The sequence below is a fragment of the Hyphomicrobium zavarzinii ATCC 27496 genome (assembly GCF_000383415.1).
In the GTDB taxonomy this organism is placed as follows: domain Bacteria; phylum Pseudomonadota; class Alphaproteobacteria; order Rhizobiales; family Hyphomicrobiaceae; genus Hyphomicrobium_C; species Hyphomicrobium_C zavarzinii.
In genome coordinates, this window is the sequence record NZ_KB911259.1 from 113,297 (window position 1) to 139,242 (window position 25,946).

General features: G+C 64.0%; 23 protein-coding genes and 1 tRNA gene. 15 read left to right on the forward strand and 9 right to left on the reverse strand.

All coding sequences use genetic code 11. From position 1 onward, the window contains the following. Positions 1-2: 2 nt before the first annotated feature. Positions 3-77, reverse strand: a tRNA-Thr gene (locus tag F812_RS0114860). A gap of 466 nt (positions 78-543) precedes the next feature. Here F812_RS0114860 and F812_RS0114865 point away from each other — a divergent pair. Both F812_RS0114865 and F812_RS0114870 read left to right on the forward strand, forming a co-directional pair. Further along, positions 544-981: a universal stress protein gene (locus F812_RS0114865; RefSeq protein WP_020086775.1), complete on the forward strand. Its 438-nt coding sequence runs from the start codon at positions 544-546 to the stop codon at positions 979-981. A 329-nt stretch (positions 982-1,310) separates the two neighbouring features. Next, positions 1,311-3,038, forward strand: coding sequence for a PHA/PHB synthase family protein (locus F812_RS0114870; protein WP_020086776.1), 1,728 nt, complete (start codon positions 1,311-1,313; stop codon positions 3,036-3,038). A 4-nt stretch (positions 3,039-3,042) separates the two neighbouring features. Here the strand turns inward: F812_RS0114870 and F812_RS0114875 are convergent, their stop codons facing one another. The 7 genes from F812_RS0114875 to F812_RS0114910 all read right to left on the reverse strand — a co-directional run bounded on the left by F812_RS0114875 (position 3,043) and on the right by F812_RS0114910 (position 13,682). Then, a complete protein-coding gene (locus tag F812_RS0114875) occupies positions 3,043-6,153 on the reverse strand; it encodes an efflux RND transporter permease subunit (RefSeq protein WP_020086777.1) in 3,111 nt (1,036 codons plus the stop codon). After that, complete coding sequence (locus F812_RS0114880; RefSeq protein ID WP_020086778.1) at positions 6,150-7,217, reverse strand: efflux RND transporter periplasmic adaptor subunit; 1,068 nt, start codon at positions 7,215-7,217, stop codon at positions 6,150-6,152. Before F812_RS0114880 ends, F812_RS0114875 begins: the two co-directional genes overlap by 4 nt. 207 nt (positions 7,218-7,424) lie before the next feature. After that, the gene (locus F812_RS0114890; RefSeq protein ID WP_020086780.1) at positions 7,425-9,719 is read right to left on the reverse strand and encodes a putative bifunctional diguanylate cyclase/phosphodiesterase; all 2,295 of its coding nucleotides are present in this window, start codon (positions 9,717-9,719) and stop codon (positions 7,425-7,427) included. Positions 9,720-9,951: 232 nt separating this feature from the next. After that, positions 9,952-11,481 (reverse strand): inorganic phosphate transporter, encoded by a 1,530-nt coding sequence (locus F812_RS0114895; protein ID WP_198011207.1) that lies wholly within the window; start codon positions 11,479-11,481, stop codon positions 9,952-9,954. A 185-nt stretch (positions 11,482-11,666) separates the two neighbouring features. Then, a complete protein-coding gene (locus F812_RS24070) occupies positions 11,667-12,104 on the reverse strand; it encodes an NUDIX hydrolase (RefSeq protein WP_020086782.1) in 438 nt (145 codons plus the stop codon). Between the two features lie 105 nt (positions 12,105-12,209). Then, positions 12,210-13,175 carry an NAD(P)H-dependent flavin oxidoreductase gene (locus F812_RS0114905; RefSeq protein WP_020086783.1) on the reverse strand — a complete coding sequence of 322 codons (966 nt, stop codon included), beginning with the start codon at positions 13,173-13,175 and terminating at the stop codon, positions 12,210-12,212. A gap of 69 nt (positions 13,176-13,244) precedes the next feature. After that, positions 13,245-13,682 (reverse strand): RrF2 family transcriptional regulator, encoded by a 438-nt coding sequence (locus F812_RS0114910; protein WP_020086784.1) that lies wholly within the window; start codon positions 13,680-13,682, stop codon positions 13,245-13,247. Between the two features lie 105 nt (positions 13,683-13,787). On the opposite strand from F812_RS0114910, the gene F812_RS0114915 reads away from it, so the two are divergent. The 4 genes from F812_RS0114915 (at position 13,788) to F812_RS0114930 (ending at position 16,810) form a co-directional block, all read left to right on the forward strand. Beyond that, a complete protein-coding gene (locus F812_RS0114915) occupies positions 13,788-14,231 on the forward strand; it encodes a group III truncated hemoglobin (protein WP_020086785.1) in 444 nt (147 codons plus the stop codon). A 23-nt stretch (positions 14,232-14,254) separates the two neighbouring features. Beyond that, positions 14,255-14,857 (forward strand): 5-formyltetrahydrofolate cyclo-ligase, encoded by a 603-nt coding sequence (locus F812_RS0114920; protein WP_020086786.1) that lies wholly within the window; start codon positions 14,255-14,257, stop codon positions 14,855-14,857. Between the two features lie 320 nt (positions 14,858-15,177). Further along, positions 15,178-15,798 carry a Crp/Fnr family transcriptional regulator gene (locus F812_RS0114925; protein ID WP_020086787.1) on the forward strand — a complete coding sequence of 207 codons (621 nt, stop codon included), beginning with the start codon at positions 15,178-15,180 and terminating at the stop codon, positions 15,796-15,798. Positions 15,799-16,045: 247 nt separating this feature from the next. Next, positions 16,046-16,810: a ferredoxin--NADP reductase gene (locus F812_RS0114930; protein ID WP_026868153.1), complete on the forward strand. Its 765-nt coding sequence runs from the start codon at positions 16,046-16,048 to the stop codon at positions 16,808-16,810. A gap of 34 nt (positions 16,811-16,844) precedes the next feature. Here the strand turns inward: F812_RS0114930 and F812_RS0114935 are convergent, their stop codons facing one another. Beyond that, the gene (locus tag F812_RS0114935; protein ID WP_245257686.1) at positions 16,845-18,158 is read right to left on the reverse strand and encodes an MgtC/SapB family protein; all 1,314 of its coding nucleotides are present in this window, start codon (positions 18,156-18,158) and stop codon (positions 16,845-16,847) included. A gap of 121 nt (positions 18,159-18,279) precedes the next feature. On the opposite strand from F812_RS0114935, the gene F812_RS0114940 reads away from it, so the two are divergent. The 9 genes from F812_RS0114940 (at position 18,280) to F812_RS0114980 (ending at position 25,895) form a co-directional block, all read left to right on the forward strand. Further along, a complete protein-coding gene (locus F812_RS0114940) occupies positions 18,280-18,609 on the forward strand; it encodes a hypothetical protein (RefSeq protein WP_020086790.1) in 330 nt (109 codons plus the stop codon). 123 nt (positions 18,610-18,732) lie between these two features. Beyond that, entirely contained in the window at positions 18,733-19,092 is a 360-nt protein-coding gene (locus F812_RS24075) for an ArsR/SmtB family transcription factor (protein WP_020086791.1), read from the forward strand. After that, positions 19,070-20,197 carry an SRPBCC domain-containing protein gene (locus F812_RS26120; RefSeq protein WP_198011208.1) on the forward strand — a complete coding sequence of 376 codons (1,128 nt, stop codon included), beginning with the start codon at positions 19,070-19,072 and terminating at the stop codon, positions 20,195-20,197. The genes F812_RS24075 and F812_RS26120 overlap by 23 nt, the downstream gene beginning before the upstream one ends. A 362-nt stretch (positions 20,198-20,559) precedes the next feature. Then, a complete protein-coding gene (locus F812_RS24085) occupies positions 20,560-20,778 on the forward strand; it encodes a periplasmic nitrate reductase, NapE protein (RefSeq protein ID WP_020086793.1) in 219 nt (72 codons plus the stop codon). Between the two features lie 9 nt (positions 20,779-20,787). Continuing rightward, positions 20,788-21,111 (forward strand): chaperone NapD, encoded by a 324-nt coding sequence (locus F812_RS0114960; protein ID WP_020086794.1) that lies wholly within the window; start codon positions 20,788-20,790, stop codon positions 21,109-21,111. 41 nt (positions 21,112-21,152) lie between these two features. Next, the gene (gene napA, locus F812_RS0114965) at positions 21,153-23,672 is read left to right on the forward strand and encodes a periplasmic nitrate reductase subunit alpha (protein ID WP_020086795.1); all 2,520 of its coding nucleotides are present in this window, start codon (positions 21,153-21,155) and stop codon (positions 23,670-23,672) included. Continuing rightward, on the forward strand, positions 23,669-24,175 hold the full coding sequence (locus tag F812_RS0114970; RefSeq protein ID WP_020086796.1) for a nitrate reductase cytochrome c-type subunit: 507 nt from the start codon (positions 23,669-23,671) through the stop codon (positions 24,173-24,175). The genes napA and F812_RS0114970 overlap by 4 nt, the downstream gene beginning before the upstream one ends. Further along, on the forward strand, positions 24,172-24,846 hold the full coding sequence (locus tag F812_RS0114975) for a NapC/NirT family cytochrome c (RefSeq protein WP_020086797.1): 675 nt from the start codon (positions 24,172-24,174) through the stop codon (positions 24,844-24,846). Before F812_RS0114970 ends, F812_RS0114975 begins: the two co-directional genes overlap by 4 nt. 107 nt (positions 24,847-24,953) lie before the next feature. Further along, a complete protein-coding gene (locus F812_RS0114980) occupies positions 24,954-25,895 on the forward strand; it encodes a glutaminase (protein ID WP_026868155.1) in 942 nt (313 codons plus the stop codon). Positions 25,896-25,946 lie beyond the last annotated feature (51 nt).

The following is a 25,946-nucleotide window of genomic DNA, read 5'->3' on the forward strand; positions in this document are numbered from 1 at the left end:
GCTGGTGCTGCCGGCGAGGATTGAACTTGCGACCTCTCCCTTACCAAGGGAGTGCTCTACCACTGAGCTACGGCAGCGACCCGATATATCGCTTTATTTTCAGCGCCTTAAGCGGAACCCCGCCCTCGGACGACCGAGACCGTTCACCTTGGAGAACGGCAGAAACACGCGCGGGCGAAGCGACCCGAACCGCGCGCTGCGATCATCTACCCGAGCCGGCCCTTAAGAGCAACCATTGCCACCGCAAAAAATGCAATGATCCCGCATCCCGTTGTCGCGCCGCACCGGAGGTCTTCCGCTGGGTAGCGGAGGCAGGCCCCAGGAGCCGCCCGGCGTGCGCACTAGGCGCCATCGTGCTGTGACGACCTAGGGTGTCTCTCTGACGAACCCCGATTTTCCGCAGGCCCCTCAAAGGCTGTCTCACAAAACGGGGAGCAAATCGGACGCCCCAAACGTTGATTGCGGTCAACAATTCGAGCAGGCGCGCCCGGCTATGATGCCTGCATCGATAGCGATTGCCGCTAAAGCCAGGAGCCAAAGCACATGTTCAAGCACATATTGATTGCAACGGACGGCTCGGAGCTTGCCCAGAAGGCGGTGACCCAGGGGCTGGAACTCGCCAAAGGGCTCGGAGCACAGGTGACGGTGATCAACGTGACGGAGCCATGGGCCGCCGTGGCTCCGGGCGAGGTCGCCATGGCTTTCCCCATTCACGAATACGAGGAAAGCGTCGCCACCAACGCCGCCCGCATTCTCTCGGCGGTCGACACCCAGGCCAAAGCGCAAGGCGTTACCTGCGCGACGCTGCACGTGAAAGACCAGTTCCCCGCCGAAGGCATCATCGAAACCGCCGGTCAGCGCGGCTGCGACGTGATTGTGATGGCCTCACACGGACGGCGAGGCCTGATGCGCTTCCTCCTCGGCAGCCAGGCGATCAAGGTCCTGACCAACAGCACCATCCCGGTCCTGGTCTGCCGGTGAGCCGCTCACAGCCTCGAAGCGAGCTTCGAGGCATCTTCATCGGAGATATGAGCAATCTGCCCTACGGACGAGAGCTTGTATTACTATTTGAGGGATGAATACCATTCGCATCCCAAAGCCAGATAGCGCGAGGCTCATCGATGACAAACGGCACCTCCGCCCGTCGCAAAGACGAAATCGCATCGCCCGAAGCAAGTCCTGCTGCCGCCCCAGCCGGCGAGCCGGTGCACCGCGAGATGCCGCACGCCCCGTCAGCCCGTGCCCCGCATGAAAAGCCTCACCATGCTCCGCACGTGCACGCGAGCTTGCCGATACCCTGCATCCCTGGAATGTTCGTCCCCGGCTGCGGCCGCGCAATCGACCGCTCTCTCAACTTTCTGATCTCGCGCTTCACACTCGGCCTCGCCCCTGCAGCCCTTGCCGAGGTCTATTTCGACTGGCTGGTTCATCTCACCGCTTCCCCAGGCAAACAGACCGAGCTCGCCCAGCAGGCATTCGTCAAATCCACTCATCTGCTGCGAGAGGTGATGACGGCCGCCTACACGCAGGAAAAGCCGCAAGCGGAAACTACCGAGGCGACCGACAAGCGCTTCCGTGCTCCCGAGTGGAACATCTGGCCCTTCAACCTGATCCGCGACGCCTTCCTGCTCGAGCAATCCTGGTGGGACACCGCAACCAACGACGTCCATGGCATGACGGAGCCGCATATGCGCGTGGCCAGCTTCGTCGCCCGTCAGCTCCTCGATATGGCCGCACCCAGCAACTTCATCGCGACCAATCCGGTCGTGCTGAACGAGACCGTGTCCCAGATGGGCGGCAATCTCGTCCGCGGCACCAAGAACCTTTTCGAGGATCTGGATCGCGTCTGGACCGGACAGCCGCCGGTCGGCGCCGAGAACTTCAAGGTCGGCGAGAACATCGCCATCACGCCCGGCAAGGTGGTCTTCCGCAATGACCTCATCGAGCTGATCCAGTACGAGCCGACGACGGCGAAGGTCCATGCCGAGCCGGTCCTCATCGTGCCGGCCTGGATCATGAAATACTACATCCTCGACCTGTCGCCCGAGAACTCGCTCGTCAAATACCTCTGCGACCAGGGCTTCACCGTCTTCATGATCTCGTGGAAGAACCCGACCGCACGCGAGCGCGACTACGGCATGGACGACTACCGCAGGCACGGCGTCATGGCCGCGCTTGAAACAGTTGAGCGCATCGTCCCCGGCGAGCAGGTGCACGGCGTCGGCTATTGTCTCGGCGGCACGTTGCTCACCATCGCGGCCGCTGCGATGGGCGCCGAGAGCAAGCGCTTCAAGAGCCTTAGCCTCTTCGCGGCGCAGGTGGATTTCGTGGATGCGGGCGAGCTTACGCTCTTCATCAGCGAGAGCCAGATCGCCTTCCTCGAGGACACCATGCACGAGCAGGGGTATCTCGAAGGCTTCCAGATGGCAGGCACCTTTCAGCTCCTGCGCTCGAACGATCTCATCTGGTCACGCATCGTGCGCGACTATCTGATGGGCGAACGTATGCCCATGTCGGACCTGATGGCGTGGAACTCCGACGCGACACGCATGCCGGCGCGCATGCACGGCGAGTACTTGCGCCACCTCTACCTCGACAACGAGCTGAGCGGCGGCCACTACAAGGTCGAAGGCCGGCCCATCGCGCTCACCAACATCCGCACGCCGTTCTTCGTGATCGGCACCGAGACCGACCACGTCGCGCCGTGGAAGAGCGTCTACAAGCTCAACCTGTTTACGGACGCACCCGTGACGTTTGCTTTGACGACAGGCGGCCACAACGCAGGCGTCGTCTCCCCGCCGGCCAATTCCAAACGCGCCTTCCGCATCGCCACCCGTCAGGCGACCGACGCTTACGTGGATCCCGACCACTGGTTCGCGGAAACGCCGCGCCAGCAGGGATCCTGGTGGCCTGCCTGGATCGCCTGGCTCGAGGAAAGATCCTCCGGCCGCAAGGTCGCGCCGCCGCGCATGGGGTTGAGCGGCGCAAACCCGACCCGTCTCGAACCGGCTCCCGGCACCTACGTGTACGAGCGTTGACCCATCACGCCGCACCGGCGAGCACGCCGCTCTCTCCGCGCGAAGCGACACCTGACGGTGCCGCCCCGTCCGGCGGCACGATCCCGAACCACGTCACGTAGAGCGCTGGCAGGAAGATCAGCGTCAGCAGCGTCGCCACCATCAGGCCTCCGATCACCGCGAACGCCATCGGCCCCCAGAACACCGTGGGCGCGATCGGGATCATGCCCAGGATGGCTGCCGCGGCCGTGAGCAGGATCGGCCGCAGACGATGCTGCGTGGCGCTGATCACAGCCTCCCACTGAGGCTCACCCGCCGCGATGTGCTGATCGATCTGCTCGATCAGGATCACCGAGTTGCGGATCACCATGCCCGCGAGCGAGATGACGCCGAGGATTGCGACGAATCCCATCGGAACGTTGAACAGCAGGAGAGACGCCGCAACGCCGATCACGGCGAGAGGCGCCGTGAGCAGCACCATGACGAGCTTCTGGAAGCTGCGGAGCTGCACCATGAGGATCGTGATCATCAGAAGCAGCATCAGCGGGAACACCGCGAAGATGCTGGCCTGCGCCTTGCCGCTGTCCTCCACCGTTCCGCCGACGGTCACCGCGTAACCCGGCGGCAGCGTGGCGCGGAAGGCCGCGATGTCCTTGTCGAGCTGGCGCACCACGGTCATAGCCTCGAGGCCCGGCGCGACGTCTGCCTGCACCGTGACGGTCGGCTGGCGCTGGCGGCGCCAGATCAGCGGCGGCTCCAGCGTGTAGGAGAGCGAGGCCACCTGCGCCAGCGGCACGTTTCCGCCCTGCGGCGTCGCGAGCCGCAGGCTCCGCAGCGTATCGAGCTTGGCCCGCTCGCCCTCGATCGCCCGCGCCACCACGTCAACGAGGTAGGTATGGTCGCGCACTTGCGTGATCGTGGTGCCCGAGAGCACGGAATTGATGTTGCTCGCGATCTGACGCGACGTGAGCCCGACGGCGCGCGCCCGGTCCTGGTCGATCTCGACCTTGACCGCCTTGGCCATCTCACCCCAGTCGAAATTGATGTTCGCGACATTCGAGTTGGCGCCGATCACCCCCGCGAACGCCAGCGCGTAATCGCGGACCTTCTCGGGATCGTTCCCGCTCACGCGGAACTTGAGAGGCCAGCCGACCGGCGGCCCGAGCTCGAGCGGGCTCACGCGGATCATCGCGTCCTCGAATCCGGTCGCGAAGGCCTGCTCGAGGCGCTGCTGCACGCCGGGGCGCTCCTTGAAGCCCTTCGTCACGACCACCGCCTGCGCGAAGAAGCTGTTGGCGAGCTGCGCGTCGAGCGGCAGATAGAAGCGCACGGCTCCCTGCCCCACATAGAACGTCCAGAAGTCGATGTCGGGATCGGCCTTGAGCACGCTCTCCATGCGCTTGACCGTATCCTGCGTCGCGTTGAGCGAGGCTCCCTGTGGAAGCGTGACGTTGATCAACAGCTCGGGCCGGTCGGAGGCCGGGAAGAACTGCTGCTGCACGAAACGCATGCCCACGAGCGCAAGCAGGAACGCAGCGACCGTACCGGCCAGCACCGCGTATTTGGCCCGCAGCAGCCGGTCCAGCAATCGCGAGAAGCGGCTCGGAGCTCCGTGGGCATTATGAGACTTCATCTTGTCCGGCAGGATGAATACACCCGTCAGCGGCGTGAACAGCACGGCCACCACCCACGACACGATGAGCGCGATACCGACCACGGCGAAGAGCGTGAAGCAGTATTCGCCCGCGCTGCTCTTTGCGAACCCCACCGGCACGAAGCCCGCGATCGTCACCAGCGTTCCCGTGAGCATCGGGAAGGCGGTAGACGTATAGGCATAGGTCGCGGCGGATATCTTGTCCGCCCCCTCCTCCAATTTCGAGATCATCATCTCGACCGCGATCATGGCGTCGTCGACGAGCAGCCCGAGCGCGATGATCAGGGCGCCGAGTGAGATGCGCTGCAGCGAGATGCCGAAGTACATCATGGCCGCGAACGTGACGGCGAGCACCAGGGGAATGGCGACTGCCACCACGATGCCCGGCCGCCAGCCGAGTGCCAGGAAGCTTACGCCGAGCACGATGGCAATGGCTTCCCACAGCGTCTTGGTGAACTCGCCGACCGCCTCCTCCACCACATGCGGCTGGTTGGAGACGAGGTGTGGCTCGAGACCGATGGGAAGGTTGGCCTCTATTTCCGCCATCCTCTCCTTGATCGCTTCGCCGAGCGCAAGCACGTCGCCGCCCTGGGACATGGAGACCGCAAGTCCGATGGCCGGCTCGCCGTTGTAGCGGAACATCGGCTGCGGCGGGTCCACGTAGCCCCGGCGCACCGTGGCGATGTCGGAAAGCTTGTAGGCGCGATCCCCGGAGCGGAAATTGATCGCCTTGAGGTTCTCCTCGGAATCGAAGCTGCCCGAAACGCGAACGGAGATCCGCTCCGCACCCGCATCCAAAGTGCCGCTCGGCACGATGGCATTCTGGGATTCGAGGCTGTCCATCAGGCTCGCCGCGTCGATCCCGAGCGCCGCCATCTGCTGCGTCGAGAATTCGAGATAGATCTTCTCGTCCTGCGTGCCGATAAAATCGACTTTTGCGACGTCCGGCACCCGCAACAACTCCGTGCGCACGATCTCGAGCTGATCGCGCACCTCGCGCGGCGAGAAGCCGTCGGACGTGAAGGCGTAGACGATGCTGTAGGTGTCGCCGAACTCGTCGTTGAAGAACGGCCCTTGGATTCCTTCCGGAAGCTGGCTCTTGATGTCGCCGATCTTCTTGCGCACCTGGTACCAGAGATCGGGCACCAGGCTCGCGGGCGTGCTGTCCAGAAGATTGACGTAGACGAGCGTGTCGCCGGGCTTGGTGTAGCTGCGCACAAAATCGAGATGCGGCAGCTCCTCGAGCTTTTTCTCGATGCGGTCCGTCACCTGCTGAAGCGTGTCGCTGGTGGTCGCGCCCGGCCACAGCGCCCGCACCACCATCGTCTTGATGGTGAAAGGCGGATCCTCCTCGCGTCCGAGCTTCTGATAGGCGTAGAACCCGGCGATCGCGGAGACCAGCATCAGGTAGACGACGAGGCTCTTGTGGCGGAGCGCCCAATCCGAAAGATTGAAGCCGCCGGAATGATCAGTGCTGCTCATGAGCCGGCACCATCCAGAAGGCGGACATGCTGGCCTTCGCGCAGACGGTTGACACCGGCCGTCACGACGACCTCGCCCTGGCTCACACCCTCGCTGACGATGACGCGATCGGTCTCGAACCGCGACACCTGCACGGGCCTCAGCTTCACGGTGGAAGAGGCGCTGTCATAGATCCACACGGCAGGCTTCCCGCCCTGGTCGTAGAGAGCGCTCCCCGGGAGCACGATGACGGGCGCCGTCGTCGCCTTGAGGCGGCCGAGAACGCTCGCCCCGAACCGCATGGCGGCCGGCGGATTCTCGAGCGACACCTTCACTTGATAGGTGCGCGTCACCGGATCGGCGACGGGCGAGACCTCTCGCACAGTCCCTTCGGCCACGATGCTCGGGCTGCTCAGAAGGTTCACGAGGACAGCCGGGCGGTCGCCTGCGGGGCGATCCCGGAACGCGGCCTCCGCCACGTTGAAGACTGCATCGATCTGGTCGGGCTTGGCGAGCCGCACCACCATCTGCCCGGCATTCACCACCTGTCCCGGCTCTGCGGCTACGGCCGTCACGATGCCGTCGAAGTCGGCCCTCAGCTCGGTGTAGGCGAGCTGGTCCTTGGCGAGGTCCAGGGCAGCCTTGGCCGATTCGAGCTTCGCTTCCGACGAGCGCCGGTTCTTCACGGCAGCATCGTAGTTCGAATGCGTGGTGACGCCCTTCTCGAGCAACTCGCTCTGCCGCTGCTCCGTGGCCCGCGCCTCCACCAGAACGGCATCCGCGGATGTGACGTCCGCCTCCGCCGATCTCAGCCTGTTGTCGAAATCCTGCGTATCGAGCCGCGCCAGCAGGTCACCTGCCTTCACCGAGACGCCCACGTCAACCGCGCGCGAGATCACCTTTCCGCCCACACGAAAGCCGATGTCGCTCTCCTGCCTCGGGCGGATCTCGCCCACCGCCTGCCGGTCATCGTCGATCGGCTTCGGCATCACCACCACCGTGCGCACGGGGCGAATCTCCGGCGCCGGCGCCGCCGCCTCGCGGCAACCGGCGAGCCCGAGCAGAGAACCGCCGAGAACGAGCATGAATGCAGTCCGCTGACCCGCACATCGTGGAAGCATGGCCGTTGAGCCCCGTGTTGACACCCCTGATGGATGCAAGGTGCCACGGCCCCGCGGATCAGCACAATGGATCAAATGGCGAGGACGGCCCGATCGGGGACAAGGCGGACTTCAGTTGATCATCAAACTGATAGCATCGACCCGGGAAGCGGCATCCCGGCGCGGCCCCGTTCATGCGACAAGCGCACCGAACTTGCTCTTGTCGAGAAGAAACTGCGGCACATCCATCGCAGCCAGCGGCCGCGCGAAATAGTAGCCCTGCAGGCTGCCGCAACCCATGCTGCTCAACAGCATCACCTGCTCCTCCGTCTCGACGCCTTCCGCCGTGGTGCAGAGGCCGAGACCGCGCCCCAGCTGCACGATCGTCTGCACGATCGAAAGACTGTCCTTGTTGGACTGCATGTCCTTGACGAACGAGCGATCGATCTTGAGCCGTCCGATCGGATAGGCCTTGATGTGCGAGAGAGACGCATAGCCGGTGCCGAAATCGTCGAGCGCGATCTCCACGCCAAGCTCGTGCAGTTGCTCCAGCGCCTCGCTCACGTGCAAAGCACCGCTTCCCAGAAACACGCGCTCGGTCACCTCGATGCAGAGCCTGCTCGGCTCCACCTTGAAATAGCCGAGCTTCCGCTTGAGCCGTGTGGCGAAGCAGCCGAACGCGAAATCCGCCGACGTGACATTGACCGCGACGCGGCCGAACTGGAACCCATCGCGCTGCCACGACGCCGCCTGCTCGAGCGCGAGATCGATGACGCGGTTACCGATGGCAAGCGCCACCTTCGGATCCTCGAGCACCTCCTCGAAACTTCCCGGCGACAGCAGCCCGTGCATCGGATGGCGCCAGCGCAAGAGCGCCTCGAACGAGGGCGGCTCCGTCCGGTCCGATGGCATGATCGGCTGGAAGTACAGCACGAATTCGTCGCGCTGGATGGCATCCAGAACGTTCTCCTGCAGCTCCACTCTGCGGTCGATGGCTTCTCGCAGGTCGGGCGTGAAAATCTGCGCCCGGCCGCGCCCCAGGCTCTTGGCACGGTAGAGCGCGAGATCGGCGTTCTTGAGCAGGTCGCTCGGCTGCGATGCATCGCGCGGAAACAGCGTCACGCCGATGCTCGCGCTGCACGACCGCAGCGTCCCGGACAGGTTGATCGGATCTTCGAACGTGCTCTCGATCGCCGCCACGTGCGTGTGAATGCTCTCGTCGTTCTCCTGGCCGGGAATGAGCACGGCGAACTCGTCGCCCCCGAGACGCGCGATGGTGCCGGCCCCGTCGAGCACATTGCGCAACCGCGCCGCCACCACCTTGAGGAGATCGTCGCCCGCATCATGGCCGAGCGTGTCGTTGATCTCCTTGAAATGATCGAGATCGATCAAGGCCACGGCAATCAGGGAGCCGGTGTCGCTCGCCGCCGCGATGGCATCCCGCAGCGTTTCGTTGAACAGGAGCCGGTTCGGAAGCTCCGTCAGAGGATCGAGCTTCGCGAGCTTCCAGAGCTTGTCCTGGATTTTCTTGCGCTCGGTGATCTCCTCGGTGAGCATGATGATGCCGCCGACGGTGCCGTCGGGCATATACCAGGAGCGAACCTCCCAGCGGATGATGTTCTCCGAGCCGTCCGCCCTCCGGAACCGCTCCTCGTCGCTGCGCTCCGCCGCGCCGCCGCGAAGCAGCCGCTGATGCTTCTCGCGCCAATGAACCGGAACCTCGGGAAACACGTCGTAGTGATTGAGACCCACCAGCGATTTCTGCTTGAGGGCGTAGTCGTTGAGCCAGCGCTCGGTATGGGCGACATAGCGCATGTCGTTGTCGAACATCGCCACTGCCGCCGGCGCATGTTTCACGAACGCCTCTAGCCGCGCGTGAGCGCGCTTGAGCTCGACCTCCGCGCTCTTCTGGTCCGTCACATCCACCGCAATGGTCGTGAAGCTTTCGATGTCGCCGTGCCTGTCCTTCCAGGGAATGACGATGGCCTTGAACCAGATCAGGGAACCGTTCTTCGCGCGGTCACAGAATTCGCCCGACCACGTCTGGCCTGCCTGGACCGTCACCCACATGTGCGCGAGGTATTCGGCGCTATAGAGCCCCGCGCTCAATCCGCCGATCGGCTGGCTCCTGAGCTCCTCGAGCGTGTATCCGGTCCGGTTGAGAAAATTGTCGTTGGCCTCGCGCACCTGTCCGTCAGGACCGGACCTCAGCACGAAAAAGTTGTCGCCAAGGATCTGCTCATACGATTGCGCCTGATTGCGAAACCGGACCGCGGACTCCTTGCCTGCGTTTACAAGCGCGAGCGCCCCGGCCGAAAGAGCGAGCGAGAGAAGCGCACATGCCCCGAGCAGCATGGACGGCGCATCGAGATCCCAAACAACGAGTACGGAGAGCGTCAGGGCGAGCAACGCGGCGAGCGCGACGACGAGACCGGGCGCCGCGTGCACACGGGTGGCCTCTCCCACCGTGCCCACACGCTGCGACACAGCATTTCCAACGCCACCCCACATCTTTGTGCGTAATCCAGATACTCAACCGACGGGTAATTAGCCCTTGAACATCCAGATTATTGACCGTGGGTGATTAAAATATCCGCACACCTACCGAGCGAATTGAATGGGTGCAGCGCAGCATAAAAATCGCCTTTGAAAACGAACAACAAAAGTCCGATCCAGGCCACCGGCAAGGCCCCGCCACTAGCCCGAACGCAGTTCAATTTCAGCGGACGAAGTCGATCAGCGTGTACAACAGCGCCGCAAGGCCTGCGGCCAGGGGCACGGTGATCACCCATGCGGCAAGGATGGTCGTGAAATGCGACCTGCGGACCAGCTTCCGCCGCCGCAGCTCCTGCTGATCCGAAAACGTGAGCTGATGCGGCGACTGCGAGATTCGCATCCGGTGGATGTGAACGAGACGGCGCCTGCGCCGGCTGACCGCCACCCAGTACTCACGGAAGAACCCCACGCCGAATATGGAGCCGATCGCGATGTGCGTGGAGCTGACGGGCAGGCCGAAGCCCGACGCGACGAGCACCGTGAGAGCCGTCGACAGCGCAACGCAATAGCCACGCATGGGGTTCATCTTGGTGATCTGGTCGCCCACCAGCCGCACGAGGCGCGGGCCGAACAGCAGGATGCCGACACTGATGCCGAACGCACCGATCATCATCACCCAGACCGGCGCGGTGCCGCTGTTGGCGACTTCGGGATCGACGCTGCGCAGGATCGCGGCGAGCGGCCCCACGGCATTCGCGACGTCGTTGGCGCCATGAGCGAACGACAGAAGGGCCGCCGAAAAAATGAGGGGCAGGCGGAACAGGCGCCTCAGCGACTGGTTGCGGTTCTCCATCCCTTCGGATTGGCGGCGGATGAAGGGCTTCACGACTGCATAGACGAGCAGAAACACCGGCACTGAGACACCCGCGACCTCGAGCCAGCCCGGTGTCCAGACGCGCTCGAGACCCTTCACCATCAGATAGGCGGTGAACGAGCCCGCCATCAGCGCGATCAGCAGCGGCACCCAGCGCCTGGCGGCCGCGATCTTGTCCGGCCGGTAGATGATCGTGAGCTTGATGAGGGCGAGCAACAGGGCCGCGATAAAGCCGCCGAGAAGCGGCGAGACGACCCAGCTCGCTGCGATGGAGCCCAGCACAGCCCAGTTGATAGGCCCGGAACCGACCGCCGCCAGGGCCGCGCCCGCAACGCCGCCGACAATCGAGTGCGTGGTCGAGATGGGCGCGCCGACCAGGGTCGCGAGATGGACCCACAGCGCAGCCGACAGCAGGCCCGACATCATGATCCAGACGAAGGTGTAGCGGTCGGGCACATCGGAAGCGCGGATGAGCTCCTCCGAGATGGTCTCGACCACGTCTCCGCCCGCGAGCAATGCGCCCGCACTTTCGAAGATCGCCGCGAGAATCAGAGCCCCGGTCATCGTCAGGGCGCGCGCCCCCACGGCCGGGCTCACGTTGTTGGCCACGTCGTTGGCGCCCACGGTGAGCGCCATGTAGCCGCCGATGACGGCGGCCGCGACGATGAAAGTGGCGTTCGACTGCGCGCCGATATGAAAAACGGCGAGGCTTCCGGCGAGAACGAGGAAGAGCAGCGCGAGACCCGGCGCGACGAGCGGCAACGTGACCAGCCGCGTGGCGTCCTCCACACGTCCGATCTTCCCGAGATCCTTGTCTAGGGTCGACTTACGCAGCCGGCCTGGCCTGGCTCGCGCCGGCGCCTGGTTCTGCGGTGTCATGAAGAAATCCATCGCGTCATGCGCGCGGTCATAAGGGAGTGCCCACGGAAAGACAAACCACGAACCGCTTACGACGACAGTTCTTCGGAGAAGCGTTGCAGCCAAGCGCGCGGCACGACAGGAAGATCGTCCCGAACCGCCCTGAAAATGGGCAAGCCCAGGGCGGCACAACGTGGAGTGCGCTTTTACAGCGCGTGCGGCGCGCTCACGGCGTGCTTGCGGCCAAGCCCGAGCAGGATCTGCGCCAGCCCGCGCTCCTTGACCATGTCGGCCGCCTGCTCAGGACCGATCCACGTCTGCCGCCGCGTTCCCTGCTCCGGCCACTGCGCGAATTGATGAGTTACTTCCATCAGATAGACCTCGACCCGGCAGCGCGCCCAAGCGAGAAAATGCAGCCTCTTCGTATAGTCGAACGTACCGATGGGCTCGGCCGCGACCTTGCCGCCGATGCCGGCCTCCTCGAAGCCCTCGCGCGCCGCAAGCTCGCGCCCGGAAAGATGGGATTTCGGCCAGCCTTTCGGGATCACCCAGCGGCCGGTGCCACGGCTGGAAACGAGCAGAACCAGCTTACCCGCCGGGCCCTCGACGAAAGGCAGCACGCCATATTGCTTCAGAGGCTCCATCGCCCGTCCCCAAAACGCGAATCATGATCGCATCTAATGACATCATGATTGCCCCCGCTTCTATCAACCCGATTGCCGGGCAGCGGGCAAGATGGGGCGAGCGTGTCAGGAGCAGAAGCGCCCGAGCCGTTCCTCGGCTTCTTTCACGAGGCGCCGGATGATGTCGCCCGCAGGCGCGATGCCGTCGATCAGCCCCACGGCCTCGCCGACGAAGGTGTTGGCGCCGTTCGGATCGCCCTCGACCCAGGCCTTGCGGTACTTCGCGGCCTCCTCGTCGGCCACCTGCATGAGCTCCGGCTCGCGCCCATGCCAGCGATCCGTATAGGCGTTCTTGAGCACGCGGGCCGTGTAGCGGGGCGGCCAGTCGAGCTTCCGCGCGAGGTCCATGACCTGCGAGCGGATCGTGTCGTCGCCCGTCGCTGCGAGTGCGGCGGCGTGCATCCTGGGGCCCACGTTGGCCTCCTGCGAAGCCCAAAGCCGCGAGCCAACGAGAACGCCGTCCGCCCCGAGCATCAGCGCAGCCGCAAGCCCGCGGCCGTCACCCACGCCGCCAGCGGCGCACAACAGCGTATCCGGCGCCCGCCGCGCGATGAGATCGGCGACCTCCGGGACTAGCGTAAACGTCGCGCGCTTTTCGCCGTGACCTCCCGCCTCCGACCCTTGCGCCACGACCACATCCGCCCCGCAATCGATCGCACGTTCCGCGTCACGCCGCGTCTGCACCTGGCAGAAGAGCAGCGCGCCCGCATTCTTGATCCGGGCGACGAACGGCGCCGGATCGCTGAACGACAGGAAGATCGCCCTGGGCTTTCGCGCCAGCACGAGATCCAGAAGCTGCGGCTGGCGGCCCAGCGACCAGGTGATGAAACCGCATCCGAACGTCTCGCCCTCGACCAGATTCAGCTGCTCTTGGAGCCAGGCCGCATCCCCGTATCCGCCGCCGATCATCCCGAGACCGCCCGCCGCCGAGACGGCCGAGGCGAGACGGCCGCCGGCCGCGAACGCCATCGGCGCGCAAATGATCGGATGCAGCAGGTTGAGGCGTTCGGTAAGGCGGGTCGTGAGGGCCATGATTGCGGTCTCGAAGAAATCGCGGAAACGCGAGCAGGACGGGAGGAGAAAGAGAAACCCGGTGACGGCTCAACGCACGTCGATGGAAAGCGCGTTGGCGAGCGCCTTGGGCTTGGCGACGAGATCGGCGAGCGTCCACGCATCGAGCGACTCGAGAAAAGCCCCCAGCGCCTTGTTGAGCACCATCTTCAGGCGGCATACGTCCGTGATACGGCAGACGTTGTCGGTCCCGAAGCACTCCACGATCCTGAAGTCCTCTTCCACCGCCCGCACCACGTCGCCGAGGCGGATCTTCTCCGCCGGGCCGTTGAGCCTGAGCCCGCCGCCGCGCCCGCGCACGGTCTGCACGAAGCCGTGCTGAGCCAGCCGGTGCACGACCTTCATGAGGTGGTTCTCGGAGATGTCGTAGGCCTCCGCGATCTCTTGTATGGTGGCAAGGCGATCCGGCCGGGTGCCGAGATACATCAGCACGCGCAGCGAATAGTCGGAGAGAGCTGTCAGTCTCATGGTGGTTACCCGCCGAAATGCCACAAGGGGACCGGCTTGACCCGGAGCGAAAATAAGATGTATTACAAATATATCTTATAATGCAAGACGAGAGTGGTCTCCGTCATGATGCGCGAACCTCATCCGAAGGCTCCAGGGCTCCCAGTCGGCATCACGGAACCCATGATCCACGATCTCGTCCATAGTTTCTACGCCGAAGTGCGGCGTGACCCCGTCCTCGGCCCCATATTCAACACCCGCGTGCACGACTGGACCGAGCATCTCGACAAGCTCTGCGCATTCTGGTCGTCCGTCGTGCTGATGACGGGCCGGTTCAAGGGCCGCCCGATGCCCGTTCATATCGCTATCAGTGAGATCGAGCAGGCCCATTTCGAGCGCTGGCTCGGCCTGTTCCGCGCCACCGCCCGGCGCGTATGCCCCGCGGCCGCGGCGGACTTGTTCATTGATCGGGCAGAACGCATCGCGGAATCCCTCTTCCTCGGCATCTGCCTGCATCGCGGTGAAGGCCCGGGCTTCGCAGCACCCAAATTCACCGCGCCCGCATCCTGACAGCAGAGCCTCGCGATCGCGCCATGCCCGATCCCGCCATGCCCGATCCCGCCCCTGACGACTGGAAAGCATTGCGGAGAGCCCAGCGCGCGGACCTGCTCGAAGCGCGCAACGCCCTCCCCCTTTCGAACCGTCAGGGCATGGCGCGGCAGGTGATCGCCAATCTCGACAAGGCCGTTGCGGATCTGCCCTGCAGGGTGCTCGGCCTCTATTGGCCGATCAAACGCGAGATCGACCTGCTCAAGTGGGCCGCCTCCCTGAGCGAGACCCGCGGCATTGCGCTGGCTCTCCCCGTCGTTTCCATCCCCCGGAGCCCGCTCGAATATTGGCTTTGGCAACCCGGCGCACGCATGACCCGCGGGTTCTGGAACATTCCCGTGCCCGTCGAAAAGAAACCAATCGATCCCGACGTCGTGATTGCCCCCCTTGTGGGGTTTCACGATTGCTGGCGGCTCGGTTACGGAGGGGGATATTTCGACCGCACTTTGGCGGCGCGCACGCCGCGCCCCGCCGCAATTGGCATCGGATTTGATTTTACCGAAGTTTCCCATTTCACACCCCGGGATCACGATATTCCGATGAAACGCATCGTGACCGAGAGCCGTATCTACGAGCGCAAGGCCTGAAAAAGCACAGCCCCTCTTCCCGCAATCGCGCTTTCTATGGTTAAATCAGCGCACGGAAGGGTATGAAACGGCTCGTTTTCGGACGTGTCTTCTGATCAAAAACGTCGCACGCGCCAGGAGCGATGTTTCCCAGGGAACTGACGGACTTGCACGGAGATTTAACGTGAGGTCGCTAGCCTTACTGATTGGTAGGGAAGCCAAATATGACTTGATTGTGACGGATGACAGACCTACATCCACCGTGCGTACGGGAGTAAAGTGTTATGGAGAGCGTTTGCCGGTCTGGAAATATTGAGCTGCCCTGTGAGGGAATTGGGAAATTGAATCCCGCCTCGCTGGCATCCGGATCCGTGCTTCAGAACGTCGAAACCAGCGAAATTCTTTTTCAGGCTGGCGAAGAGCGTGCGCTCTACCGCGTCGAGCGCGGGGCCATCTGCCACTACATGCTTTGGGCAGACGGACGTCACGACGTCATCGAATTCGCATTCCCCGGCGACATCATCGGTCTCGGCCATTTGCGCCATCACGTGAGCACGGCTCAGGCCATGGTCGACACGGTGGTAAGCCTCGTTTCCGAAGAGGAATTCGCGTCCGCGCTTGAAACCGACGACCGCCTGTCGTTCCGGCTGGCTGCAGCCGTCGAGCGTGAGTTCGATCATCTTCGCGATCGCGCGTTGTCTGCCGAGGAGCAGCCCGCCGCGGCCCGCGTCGCCAACTTCCTTCTCGCCATTTCGAGCCTCAACGGTCCGGAAGGGCGTGATCGCACGCTGATTTCCGACGACATCACCGCCGGTTTCGTGGCTGAAAAGCTGGACTTGAGCATCGAGAAGCTCGGGGCTGCGCTTTTGAGCCTCAAGAAGCAGGGGGCGGTCAAGGAAACGCCCGCAGGCTTGCGCATCCTCAACACCGAGACGCTGCAGAAGCTTGCCGACGCCGCCTGATATAATAGGCAAAAACGGCCGCGACCTCTCGCGCGCGGCCGATAACCGCACAATCCGCCGGTTTTGATCCGGATCAAGCGGGTTGCTGGATTCCGCGACATCAAACTATTGTACGCGTCCTTCGCAGCCTGGCGGCTCGGAGGACGACCGAGCTTTACGGACTGACGAGGGAGCTTCCATCATGCTGGACGATCCGGAAGGCGCATCCGTGCGTGAGAAGCCCGTGCCCGCCCGGACTGCGGGCAATATGCTGTCTGAGGAAGTGCTCGACGTAACGCACTACACGGACAATCTTTTCAGCTTCCGCACCACCCGCACCTCGTCGTTCCGCTTCCAGAGCGGCCAGTTCACGATGATCGGCCTCATGAACGAAGGCCGCCCGCTGCTCCGCGCCTACAGCGTCGCGAGCGCCTACTACGACGACTGGCTCGAGTTCTTCAGCATCAAGGTGCCGGACGGCCCCCTCACCTCGCGCCTCCAGCACATCAAGCCGGGAGATCAGATCCTGATCGGCCCCAAGCCCACAGGCACGCTTCTACTCGGCAACCTTCGCCCCGGCACGCGTCTGCTCCTGCTAGGCACCGGCACCGGCTTCGCCCCGTTCGCGAGCGTGCTCCGCGATCCGGAGACCTACGAGCGCTTCGACACCGTGATCGTGGCCGAAGGCTGCCGCACGGTGGGCGAGCTGGCTTTTGCTGCATCTGTCGTCGAAGGCGTGAAAAACCACGAGCTGCTGGGTGAGCTGGCCGCCGACAAACTCTACTACTACGACACCGTCACCCAGGAACCCTACCATCGCCAGGGCCGCATTCCGGATCTCATCACCTCGGGCAAACTCTTCGACGATCTCGGCCTCACGGCCCTCGACCTCGCAACGGACCGCGTGATGATCTGCGGCAACCCCGCCATGCTGGCCGACCTTACCCAGCTTTTCGCGAGCCGCGGCTTCGAGGAAGGCAACAGCGGCGAGCCGGGCGACTTTGTGATCGAGAAGGCGTTCGTGCAGCGCTGAGGCGGACAGCTCTCGCGCACGAGCTATCCGGGCATCACACCCCAGCCGACGCCGCCGGCGAGAGCAGAAGGCCCAGCGCGCCCGCGAGGATCGCGAGCCCGCTCGCGATAGCAAGCCGCCATCCAACCTCAGATCCCCCTGCGATCCAGCCCATCACCGTTTTGGATACCGTGTTGACGGCCACCACGATGGCGATCGCACGCGCGGCCACCTCGAGTCCGAGAGACCCTGCGCCGCCGAGCTGAGCCATCGACAGCGTGATGGCATCCACGTCCGCAATCCCCGAGATCGCCGCAAGGGCATAAACGCCGATGTCTCCCGCGTACACCGTGACCGCCTTGGCGAGCACGGAAATCACGGTGAGGAGCGCGCCGAACTGCAGCACGGTCGCAAGCTCGAACGGATTTCTGAGCACGATCTGGCCGTCGTCGTCGCCTTCAGGGCCGCCGCTCTTGAGCAGGAACAGCGCGACGAGCGCAAGCGCAAGCCCCGCCGCACCGACCGGCCCCGCAAGCTGAGACAGAAGCGCCGCGTTGATGACGCCGACCACTACGAGAATACGCGCCATCATGGTCGCCGACGCCACCAGCGCGCTCGCGACCAGCCTGTTGCGTTCCTCGGGATGCTCCCGCGCCATCCGCGCCATGTTGAGCGTCACGGCCGTCGACGAGACGAGACCGCCGCCGACGCCAGTGAGCAGCACGCCCCGGCGAGCACCGACGATCTTGATGGCCGCATAGCCAGCAAACGACAGCACGGCGATCATGATCGTCATGAGCCACAGCGAGAACGGATTGAGCGCGCCCCACGGATCGATGGGACGGTTGGGAAGCAGCGGAAGCATCACGAACGTCATTGCGAGCAGCACGAGCCCCGACCGCAGCTCCGCCCAGGACAGCCGCTGGACCCACGCGTGCAGCACGCCCTTGAGCGCGAGCAGCGCCGCCACCACGACCCCGCCTGCCGCGGCCACCTGAACGTCACCGACCACCGCGAAAGCCCCGAGTGCGAACGCGAGCATCGCCGCGACCACTGTCGTCGCGCCGAACGTCCCGTCGTGTCCCGTCTCCCGGTAGCGATAGAAGGCGATAACCCCCGTGAACGTGGCGAAGGCCACAGCGAGCGCGACGAGACCGATGTCCCCGCCCCCGCGCGCGATCGCGCCCCACACGCCGCCGAGCACGCCGGCAAGCGCATGCGTCCGGAAGCCGGCGGCACGCTCGCCCTCGGCTTCGAGACGCGCGTGCCAGCCCCTTTCGAGCCCGATCACGAGACCGATGGCGAGGGAGACCGAAAGGCGTTGAAACAGGTCGAGCGTGTCCATGACGGGAGAGTAATGAGGGTGCATTGCCAGTCAATTGCGCCGCCTCAAGTGCCTTTCCCTAAGGGGGGAGGGCAGGCCTATCCATCGCCCCTCGTCAGTCTGCTGTCAGCTTCCCCCCGATATGAGGATCCCTACGATCCAGTAAATGGCCCTGACCCGTTCGCGTGACATGAACCCTGATCGACCCGGCGCCTATCTCTGCTTCGACCCGCGTGATCCCGCCCAGCACGTCCACGATCGTGCGACCTGGAAGCTCTCCGACAACGCGATCCTGATCTCCGCGACCATGCTGTTCGCAGCACACGAAGGTAAATGCCCGATCAGTTGGGAGAAAGTTGCTGCCCTCGCCGACCTTTGTGAGGATCCGGAGTTCCTGCCGCAGCCGGACATGCCTCCCCGCAGACTAGCCACGCGGGATGAGACCGACGCCATGCTGCGCTCGGTGCTCCTCAAGGCCGAGCCCCAAGGCGGTTGAGCACGCTCCAAAACCAACTCTGCGAAAAACACTGCTCACTTGCCGCCCCGCCATGGACACGCCCCGCTCGTCCGGGCAGAGATCGGTTTGACAACCCGATCCGTTCATGGAACTCTCAATCGAATGGTTGAAGATCGCACCGAGCACCTGGACAATCTCTTTCACGCCCTCGCGAACGGCACCCGTCGCGAGATCGTGAGCCTTCTTGCCGCGCGCCCCCACAACGTCGGCGAACTGGCCCCCCGGTTCGACATGTCGCTCGCCGCGGTTTCCAAGCATGTCAAATCGCTCGAGCGCGCCGGCCTCATCAACCGGGAGGTGAGCGGCCGCAATCACATCTGCAGCCTCAAGCCCGAGGCTCTAGGCGAAGCCTTTCAGTGGTTGAGTGCATACGAGCATTTCTGGCAGGATCGCCTCGACGCCCTCGAACGCGTTCTCGCACAAGCGAACGGGAAGACCCGTGGCCGCTCGAAACAAAAATAAGAACGTTTCCGTCGTCCTGGTGCGAAAGCTGAGCTCGCCCGCGCGCTCGGTCTTTGCCGCCTGGACAGAGCCGGGCCTTCTCGCGAAATGGCTGGCGCCGGGCGCCCACGTCGTCACCTCGGTGATGGTCGACCTCAGAAAAGGCGGGCGATACCGCCTCGAAGGCGTAGGCGGAGACGGCAAGCCCTATTCCTTCTCCGGAACCTATCTTGAGCTTGCCGAGGATCGCCGCGTCGCCATGTCGTGGAGCTATGACGGCCCCATTACGTCCCTCAAGGGCGGCGCTTCGGTCGTCATCGCCGATATCCGCTCCCTCGAGCCGGACGTGACGGAGCTGACCCTCACCCACGAGAAGCTCTCCGAGCGCGACGCAGCCGAGGTCTACCGTGTGAGCTGGACCGAGTGCATGGAAAAGCTCGCAGACGTTACCTGTCTCTGCACGAAAGACAGGGACCCGAGCGGCGAACGGGACGCGTCCGACTTCTTCTCCGACAGCCAGCGGGATTTCCAGGATCGCTTCGATACGCGTCGCTTGGCCGACCGGCTGGAAGCCGTTCTCGTCCACGACCACTTGAGCGCGGTCGATGCGTCTTTCATCACCCGCCAGAACATGTTCTTCCTCGCCACGACCGACGCCTACGGCCAGCCGAACTGCTCCTACAAAGGCGGAGCCCGCGGATTCGTGACCATCGTCGACGACAAGACGCTGGCCTTCCCGGATTACGACGGCAACGGTATGCATCTCTCCGTCGGCAACATTGATGAAACCAACAAGGTGGGGCTGCTCTTCATCGATTTCGAGCGCCAGTCACGCTTGCGCATCCTCGGCAAGGCGCAGGTGTCCGAACGCGACCCGCTGATGGAGCGCTATCCCGGCGCGAAGCTCATTGTCCGCGTCGTAATCGACTCCCTCTTCTCGAACTGCCCGCGCTACATCCACAAGATGCAGCTCGTCGAGGAATCGTACTTCGTGCCGAAAGAGGACGGCGAGGAGCGCATCCCCTCGTGGAAACGCCTCGGCGCCGTGGCCGACGTGCTCCCCGAGGAAGACAAGCACGCCGCCGGAACCGACACCGACCTCGACAAGACCCTCAACAAACACTGACGTATCAGCAGCCGGCTTCCCGCGCGACAGCGCCCGGCTATCATGGCGGGCGCTGAGATGCCGTCTGGCGCGAGAATGCCGGACGCGCACGCGACATGCTGCGCCGAACCGTCAGCTCATCAAACTATCCGTACACGTTGACGGTGCCAAATCTTCTGTGGATTTCTAAAAATTGGCTCCAATTGACGGAGAACAACTCCAGCTCGCGCGACACGGCTTAGGGAGAGAGCAGGGAAATTTAAATGACGATCTGAACTTCGCATTTGCGAAGGGACCTAGTCGACAGTTTTTCATTTTTTCGATCACCGATGCGTCTTACACAGATGCTATGAGTATTGTCGCAACCGGCCGAGACCACGACCATGGACAAACTCGCACGCCGACGCCGGCTTGAGCTCCACGTTCTCGTGGCCCTCACCCTTGTGCTCGCCCCCGCGCTCGCCATCGCGACAGTGGGAAGCTACGGCCTCTCGGTCTGGCTCTATCAGATGGTGGCAGGCCCCCCGAAAGCCCCACGCGCCACGCCCGTCTCGCCGACGGAGCCCATCGTCAACCCGACATCTCACATCGAAAAACCGTAAGGAGCGCCCATGGATGCCTCACGCCGCGCTTTCATTCACGGACAGTGGAACGCCAGCTATCCGGAAGCGGCCTCCGAGCGCCCTCCGGAAACGGAGATCATGAGCCTGATCGTTCAGGCCAGGCCCGAGCATCTGCCCGATCTGATAAGAGCCATTTCCGCTCTCGAAGGCGTGGAGGTCCACGGCCACGACCCGGCCGGAAAGATCGTCGTCGTGGTGGAAGCCGAGACCCAGCGCCTCGCCGGCGATCGCATGATCGAAATCGACAGGCTCCCGAACGTCGTTTCCGTAGCGATGGTGTTCCAGGCCACGCACTCCGATGCGTTGGCCTGAACGCAACATAAGCCCGACCCAGACGACCTGAAGGTGTGATCATGACCGAGGCGACACTCGACCGGCGGACCATTCTGAAGCTTCAGGCAGCGGCCACCGCCGCCGCAGCAGCGGGGCTTCAGCTCCCAGCAAGCGCCACCAACCTTCCGACCGGGGTCGACGCCACCCAGCTCACCTGGAGCAAGGCGCCCTGCCGTTTCTGCGGCACAGGCTGTGGCGTGATGGTCGCCACGAAATCCGGGCGCGTCGTCGCCACCCATGGCGATGCCAAGGCCGAGGTGAACCGCGGCCTCAATTGCGTGAAGGGCTATTTCCTCTCCAAGATCATGTACGGCGAGGATCGCCTCACGCAGCCGCTGTTGAGAAAGAAGAACGGAAAGTTCGACAAGAACGGCGACTTCACGCCCGTCTCGTGGGACGAGGCTTTCGACATCATGGAGGAAAAGTTCAAGGCCGCCCTCCAGAAGCACGGGCCATCGGGCGTCGGCATCTTCGGGTCCGGCCAATGGACCATCTGGGAAGGCTACGCGGCCTCCAAGCTCTTCAAGGGCGGCTTCCGTTCGAACAACATCGACCCCAATGCGCGCCATTGCATGGCTTCTGCGGCCGCGGGCTTCATGCGCACCTTCGGCATCGACGAGCCGATGGGATGCTACGACGACATCGAGGCCACCGACGCATTCGTACTGTGGGGCTCGAACATGGCCGAGATGCACCCGATCCTCTGGACCCGGGTGGCAGACCGCCGTCTCTCGGCACCTCACGTCAAGGTCGCTGTGCTCTCCACCTTCGAGCATCGCTCGTTCGACTTGGCCGATCTTCCCATCGTCTTCAAGCCCCAGTCGGACTTGGCGCTCCTCAACGCGATCGCAAACCACATCATCCAGACCGGGCGCGTGAACAAGGATTTCGTCGACAGGCACACGCTGTTCAAGCGCGGACAGGCCGACATCGGCTATGGCCTGCGCCCGGAGCATCCCTTGCAGCAACGCGCCAGCGGCAAGGACAAGCCGAACGATGCGACCGACATGTCCTTCGACGACTTCGCACAGTTCGTCTCCGAGTACACCTTCGAGAAGGCCGCCGAAATCTCGGGTGTCGAAGCGCGCCACATCGAGCAGCTTGCCGAGCTCTACGCCGACCCCAAGACCAAGGTCGTGAGCTTCTGGACCATGGGCTTCAACCAGCACACGCGCGGCGTGTGGGCCAATAACCTCGTCTACAACATCCATCTCCTGACCGGAAAGATCTCCGAGCCCGGCAACAGCCCGTTCTCGCTCACCGGCCAGCCCTCCGCATGCGGAACGGCTCGCGAGGTCGGCACCTTTTCCCACCGCCTGCCCGCGGACATGGTCGTGACCAACAAGGAGCATCGCGCCAAGACGGAGAAGATCTGGAACCTTCCCGAAGGCACCATCCCCGACAAGCCGGGCTATCACGCCGTTCTGCAGAACCGGATGCTCAAGGACGGCAAGCTCAACGCCTATTGGGTGCAGGTGAACAACAACCTGCAGGCGGCCGCGAACTGCAACGAGGAGACGCTGCCCGGCTATCGCAACCCCGACAACTTCGTCGTCGTGTCGGACGTCTATCCCACCGTGACGGCGCTCGCCGCCGATCTCATCCTGCCGACGGCCATGTGGGTCGAGAAAGAAGGCGCTTACGGCAACGCCGAGCGGCGCACGCACTTCTGGCACCAGCTCGTAAAGCCGCCCGGCGAAGCCCGCTCCGACGTCTGGCAGCTCGTGGAGTTCTCCAAACGCTTCAAGATCGAGGACGTGTGGCCCGCGGACCTTATCAAGAAGAAGCCCGACACCGCCGGCAAGACGCTGTACGAGGTTCTCTTCCGCAACGGCAAGGTCGACAAGTTCGCGCCTACCGAGGTCGAGGCCGGCTACGACAACGACGAGGCCGCCCACTTCGGCTTCTATCTGCAGAAGGGCCTGTTCGAGGAGTATGCCGAGTTCGGCCGCGGCCATGGCCATGACCTCGCGCCCTTCGACACCTATCATCAGGTTCGCGGCCTGCGCTGGCCGGTGGTCGACGGCAAGGAAACGCGCTGGCGCTTCCGCGAGGGCCTCGACCCCTACGCGAAGCCCGGCACCGGCGTCGACTTCTACGGACACGCCGATGGCAAGGCGTGGATCTACGCCCTGCCTTACGAGCCCGCCGCGGAAAGCCCGGATACGGATTTCCCGTTCTGGCTCACCACCGGCCGCGTGCTCGAGCACTGGCATTCCGGCTCAATGACGCGCCGCGTGCCCGAGTTGTATCGCGCCGTTCCCGAAGCCCTCTGCTACATGAACCCTGACGACGCGGCGGAGATGAACCTGCGGCGCGGCCAGGAGATCCGCGTCACCTCGCGCCGCGGCTACATACGCGCGCGCATCGAGGTCTCAGGCCGCAACAAGCCGCCGCGCGGCGTGATCTTCGTGCCGTGGTTCGACGAGAGCAAGCTCATCAACAAGGTGACGCTCGACGCGACCGATCCCATCTCGCTGCAGACGGACTACAAGAAGTGCGCCGTCCGCATCGAAAGATCCGAGGAGGGCAGCATATGACATCGCGCGCCAAGCTCGGTCTCGGCGGATGCGCTGCCGCGCTCGCTCTCCTCATCGTCGCGCTCGCGATCCCACAGTCGCCTTCGCTGTCGGAAAGCCCGGAGCCCCTGCACTCGAACCTGCGCGGCCCGGTTCCCTTGAACGAGGAAGGCCCCGCGCATCGCATGACGCCCGAGGTCAACACCGCCGATCGCGAGATCAGGAACTACCCCGAGCAGCCGCCGCTCGTTCCACACCGCGTGGACGGCTATCAGCTCGACCGCAACGTCAACAAGTGCCTCTCATGCCATGCGCGCTCGCGCACCGGCGAGAGCCAGGCGCCGATGCTGTCCATCACCCACTTCATGGACCGTGACGGCCAGTTCCTGGCGACCGTATCGCCGCGCCGCTACTTCTGCACGCAGTGCCACGTGCCGCAGCACGCCGTCAAAGCTCCCGTAGGGAACACCTTCGTCGACGTGGATACGGTCCTGCGTAACGCGACGGGGAAGGCGCCGGAATGATGAACTCTGGCACACGCTTCTCCCCTGCGGCCATCAAGGGCCGGATCGCGCGAGCACGCGTTCGCCTCGCGGCATTCCCCTGGCGCGAGCGTGCGCTCGAATATTGGAACGTGCTGACCACGCCCAGCACGGCTTACAGCCTGGGCTTCCTCATCATCGCGGGATTCCTCGCAGGCATTCTGTTCTGGGGCGGCTTCAACACCGCGCTCGAAGCCACCAACACCGAGAAGTTCTGCACGAGCTGCCACGAGATGCGCGACAACGTGTTCGCGGAGCTGAAATCGACCATCCACTATTCAAACCGCTCCGGCGTGCGCGCCACCTGCCCCGATTGCCACGTCCCCCACAACTGGACCGACAAGATCGCCCGCAAGATGCAGGCCTCCAAGGAAGTGTGGGGCAAGATCTTCGGCACCATCGACACCCGCGAGAAGTTTCTCGACAAACGCCTGGAGCTCGCCGCGCACGAATGGTTGCGGCTCAAATCGAACGACTCGCTCGAATGCCGCAATTGCCATTCCGCCCAATCCATGGACGTGGCGCGGCAAAGCCCGCGTGCCGCCTCCGCCCACGAACGCTACCTGTTCACCGGCCAGAAGACGTGCATCGACTGCCATAAGGGCATCGCCCACAAGCTCCCGGACATGGCGTCCGTGCCCGGCTGGCAATGAAGGCGCGTCCGCCCAGACGCACGGCAACTTGATCGCTTTTTGAGCAACCGCGCGAGATCGCGAATACGAGCCATTGAGTGGCGCCGCAAGGCCGCTATTTTGCGGCCATGAGCACCACCATCTCCCAAATTGAAAGCGTCGTGCGAGAGATCTCGGACGAGATGCGGCAGCGAACCGATCGGGGCGAGGTCGCGACCTACATCCCCGAGCTCGCTCGCGTCGACGCCAACGCCTTCGGCCTCGTGGTCATCGATGCCGATGGAAACACCGCGGCCGGCGGCGACGCCGACACGCCCTTTTCCATCCAGAGCATCTCGAAGGTATTCACGCTGACGCTCGCCCTCGGAAAGGTTGGCGATCGGCTTTGGCGGCGCGTCGGCCGCGAGCCATCCGGCAGCCCGTTCAACTCAATCGTCCAGCTCGAGCGCGAGTGCGGCATCCCGCGCAATCCGTTCATCAACGCAGGGGCGATCGCCGTCACCGACCTCATTCTCTCAGGCCACCAGCCGCGCGAGGCACTGGGCGAGATCCTGCGCTTCATGCGCTACCTCGCCGACGATCCCTCGATAGCGATCGACGACAAAGTTGCGGCCTCCGAGCAGCGAACCGGATTCCGTAACAGCGCACTCGCAAACTACATGAAATCCTTCGGCGTGCTGGACAACCCGGTTGACTACACGCTCGGCGTCTACTTCCACCACTGCGCCATCGCCATGTCGTGCAGGCAGCTTGCCATGGCAGGCCGCTTTCTCGCCCATTCCGGACGCAACCCCTCGACTGGCCTCACCGTCGTCCATCCCGAGCGTGCACGCCGCATCAACGCGATCATGCTTACGTGCGGCCACTATGACGGTTCTGGCGAGTTCGCGTACCGGGTGGGTCTGCCCGGAAAGAGCGGCGTGGGAGGCGGCATCATGGCCATCGCGCCGGGCAAGGCCTCCATCGCGGTCTGGGCGCCTGGCCTGGATGCGGCCGGAAACTCTCACCTCGGCCGCATCGCGCTCGAAGCGCTCACGAGAAGGCTAGGCTGGTCGATCTTCGGCGCTTGAGCCGGTCGTACTTCTCTTGGCCGCGCGACAGTTCTCACGCGCGGCGAAAGG

What these genes read in the sequence shown, in the direction of transcription:
- F812_RS0114905 (WP_020086783.1), bottom strand. Translation starts at nt 13,175, where the DNA reads ATGGCCCTCACGACCCGCCTTACCGAACGCCTCAACCTGCTGCATCCG.
- F812_RS0114970 (WP_020086796.1), top strand. Translation starts at nt 23,669, where the DNA reads ATGACATCGCGCGCCAAGCTCGGTCTCGGCGGATGCGCTGCCGCGCTC.
- F812_RS24085 (WP_020086793.1), top strand. Translation starts at nt 20,560, where the DNA reads ATGGACAAACTCGCACGCCGACGCCGGCTTGAGCTCCACGTTCTCGTG.
- F812_RS0114930 (WP_026868153.1), top strand. Translation starts at nt 16,046, where the DNA reads ATGCTGTCTGAGGAAGTGCTCGACGTAACGCACTACACGGACAATCTT.
- F812_RS0114940 (WP_020086790.1), top strand. Translation starts at nt 18,280, where the DNA reads ATGGCCCTGACCCGTTCGCGTGACATGAACCCTGATCGACCCGGCGCC.
- F812_RS0114975 (WP_020086797.1), top strand. Translation starts at nt 24,172, where the DNA reads ATGATGAACTCTGGCACACGCTTCTCCCCTGCGGCCATCAAGGGCCGG.
- F812_RS0114895 (WP_198011207.1), bottom strand. Translation starts at nt 11,481, where the DNA reads ATGACACCGCAGAACCAGGCGCCGGCGCGAGCCAGGCCAGGCCGGCTG.
- F812_RS0114875 (WP_020086777.1), bottom strand. Translation starts at nt 6,153, where the DNA reads ATGAGCAGCACTGATCATTCCGGCGGCTTCAATCTTTCGGATTGGGCG.
- napA (WP_020086795.1), top strand. Translation starts at nt 21,153, where the DNA reads ATGACCGAGGCGACACTCGACCGGCGGACCATTCTGAAGCTTCAGGCA.
- F812_RS0114865 (WP_020086775.1), top strand. Translation starts at nt 544, where the DNA reads ATGTTCAAGCACATATTGATTGCAACGGACGGCTCGGAGCTTGCCCAG.
- F812_RS0114960 (WP_020086794.1), top strand. Translation starts at nt 20,788, where the DNA reads ATGGATGCCTCACGCCGCGCTTTCATTCACGGACAGTGGAACGCCAGC.
- F812_RS0114920 (WP_020086786.1), top strand. Translation starts at nt 14,255, where the DNA reads ATGCCCGATCCCGCCATGCCCGATCCCGCCCCTGACGACTGGAAAGCA.
- F812_RS24070 (WP_020086782.1), bottom strand. Translation starts at nt 12,104, where the DNA reads ATGGAGCCTCTGAAGCAATATGGCGTGCTGCCTTTCGTCGAGGGCCCG.
- F812_RS0114880 (WP_020086778.1), bottom strand. Translation starts at nt 7,217, where the DNA reads ATGCTCGTTCTCGGCGGTTCTCTGCTCGGGCTCGCCGGTTGCCGCGAG.
- F812_RS24075 (WP_020086791.1), top strand. Translation starts at nt 18,733, where the DNA reads ATGGTTGAAGATCGCACCGAGCACCTGGACAATCTCTTTCACGCCCTC.
- F812_RS0114870 (WP_020086776.1), top strand. Translation starts at nt 1,311, where the DNA reads ATGTTCGTCCCCGGCTGCGGCCGCGCAATCGACCGCTCTCTCAACTTT.
- F812_RS0114935 (WP_245257686.1), bottom strand. Translation starts at nt 18,158, where the DNA reads ATGCACCCTCATTACTCTCCCGTCATGGACACGCTCGACCTGTTTCAA.
- F812_RS0114910 (WP_020086784.1), bottom strand. Translation starts at nt 13,682, where the DNA reads ATGAGACTGACAGCTCTCTCCGACTATTCGCTGCGCGTGCTGATGTAT.
- F812_RS0114915 (WP_020086785.1), top strand. Translation starts at nt 13,788, where the DNA reads ATGATGCGCGAACCTCATCCGAAGGCTCCAGGGCTCCCAGTCGGCATC.
- F812_RS0114980 (WP_026868155.1), top strand. Translation starts at nt 24,954, where the DNA reads ATGAGCACCACCATCTCCCAAATTGAAAGCGTCGTGCGAGAGATCTCG.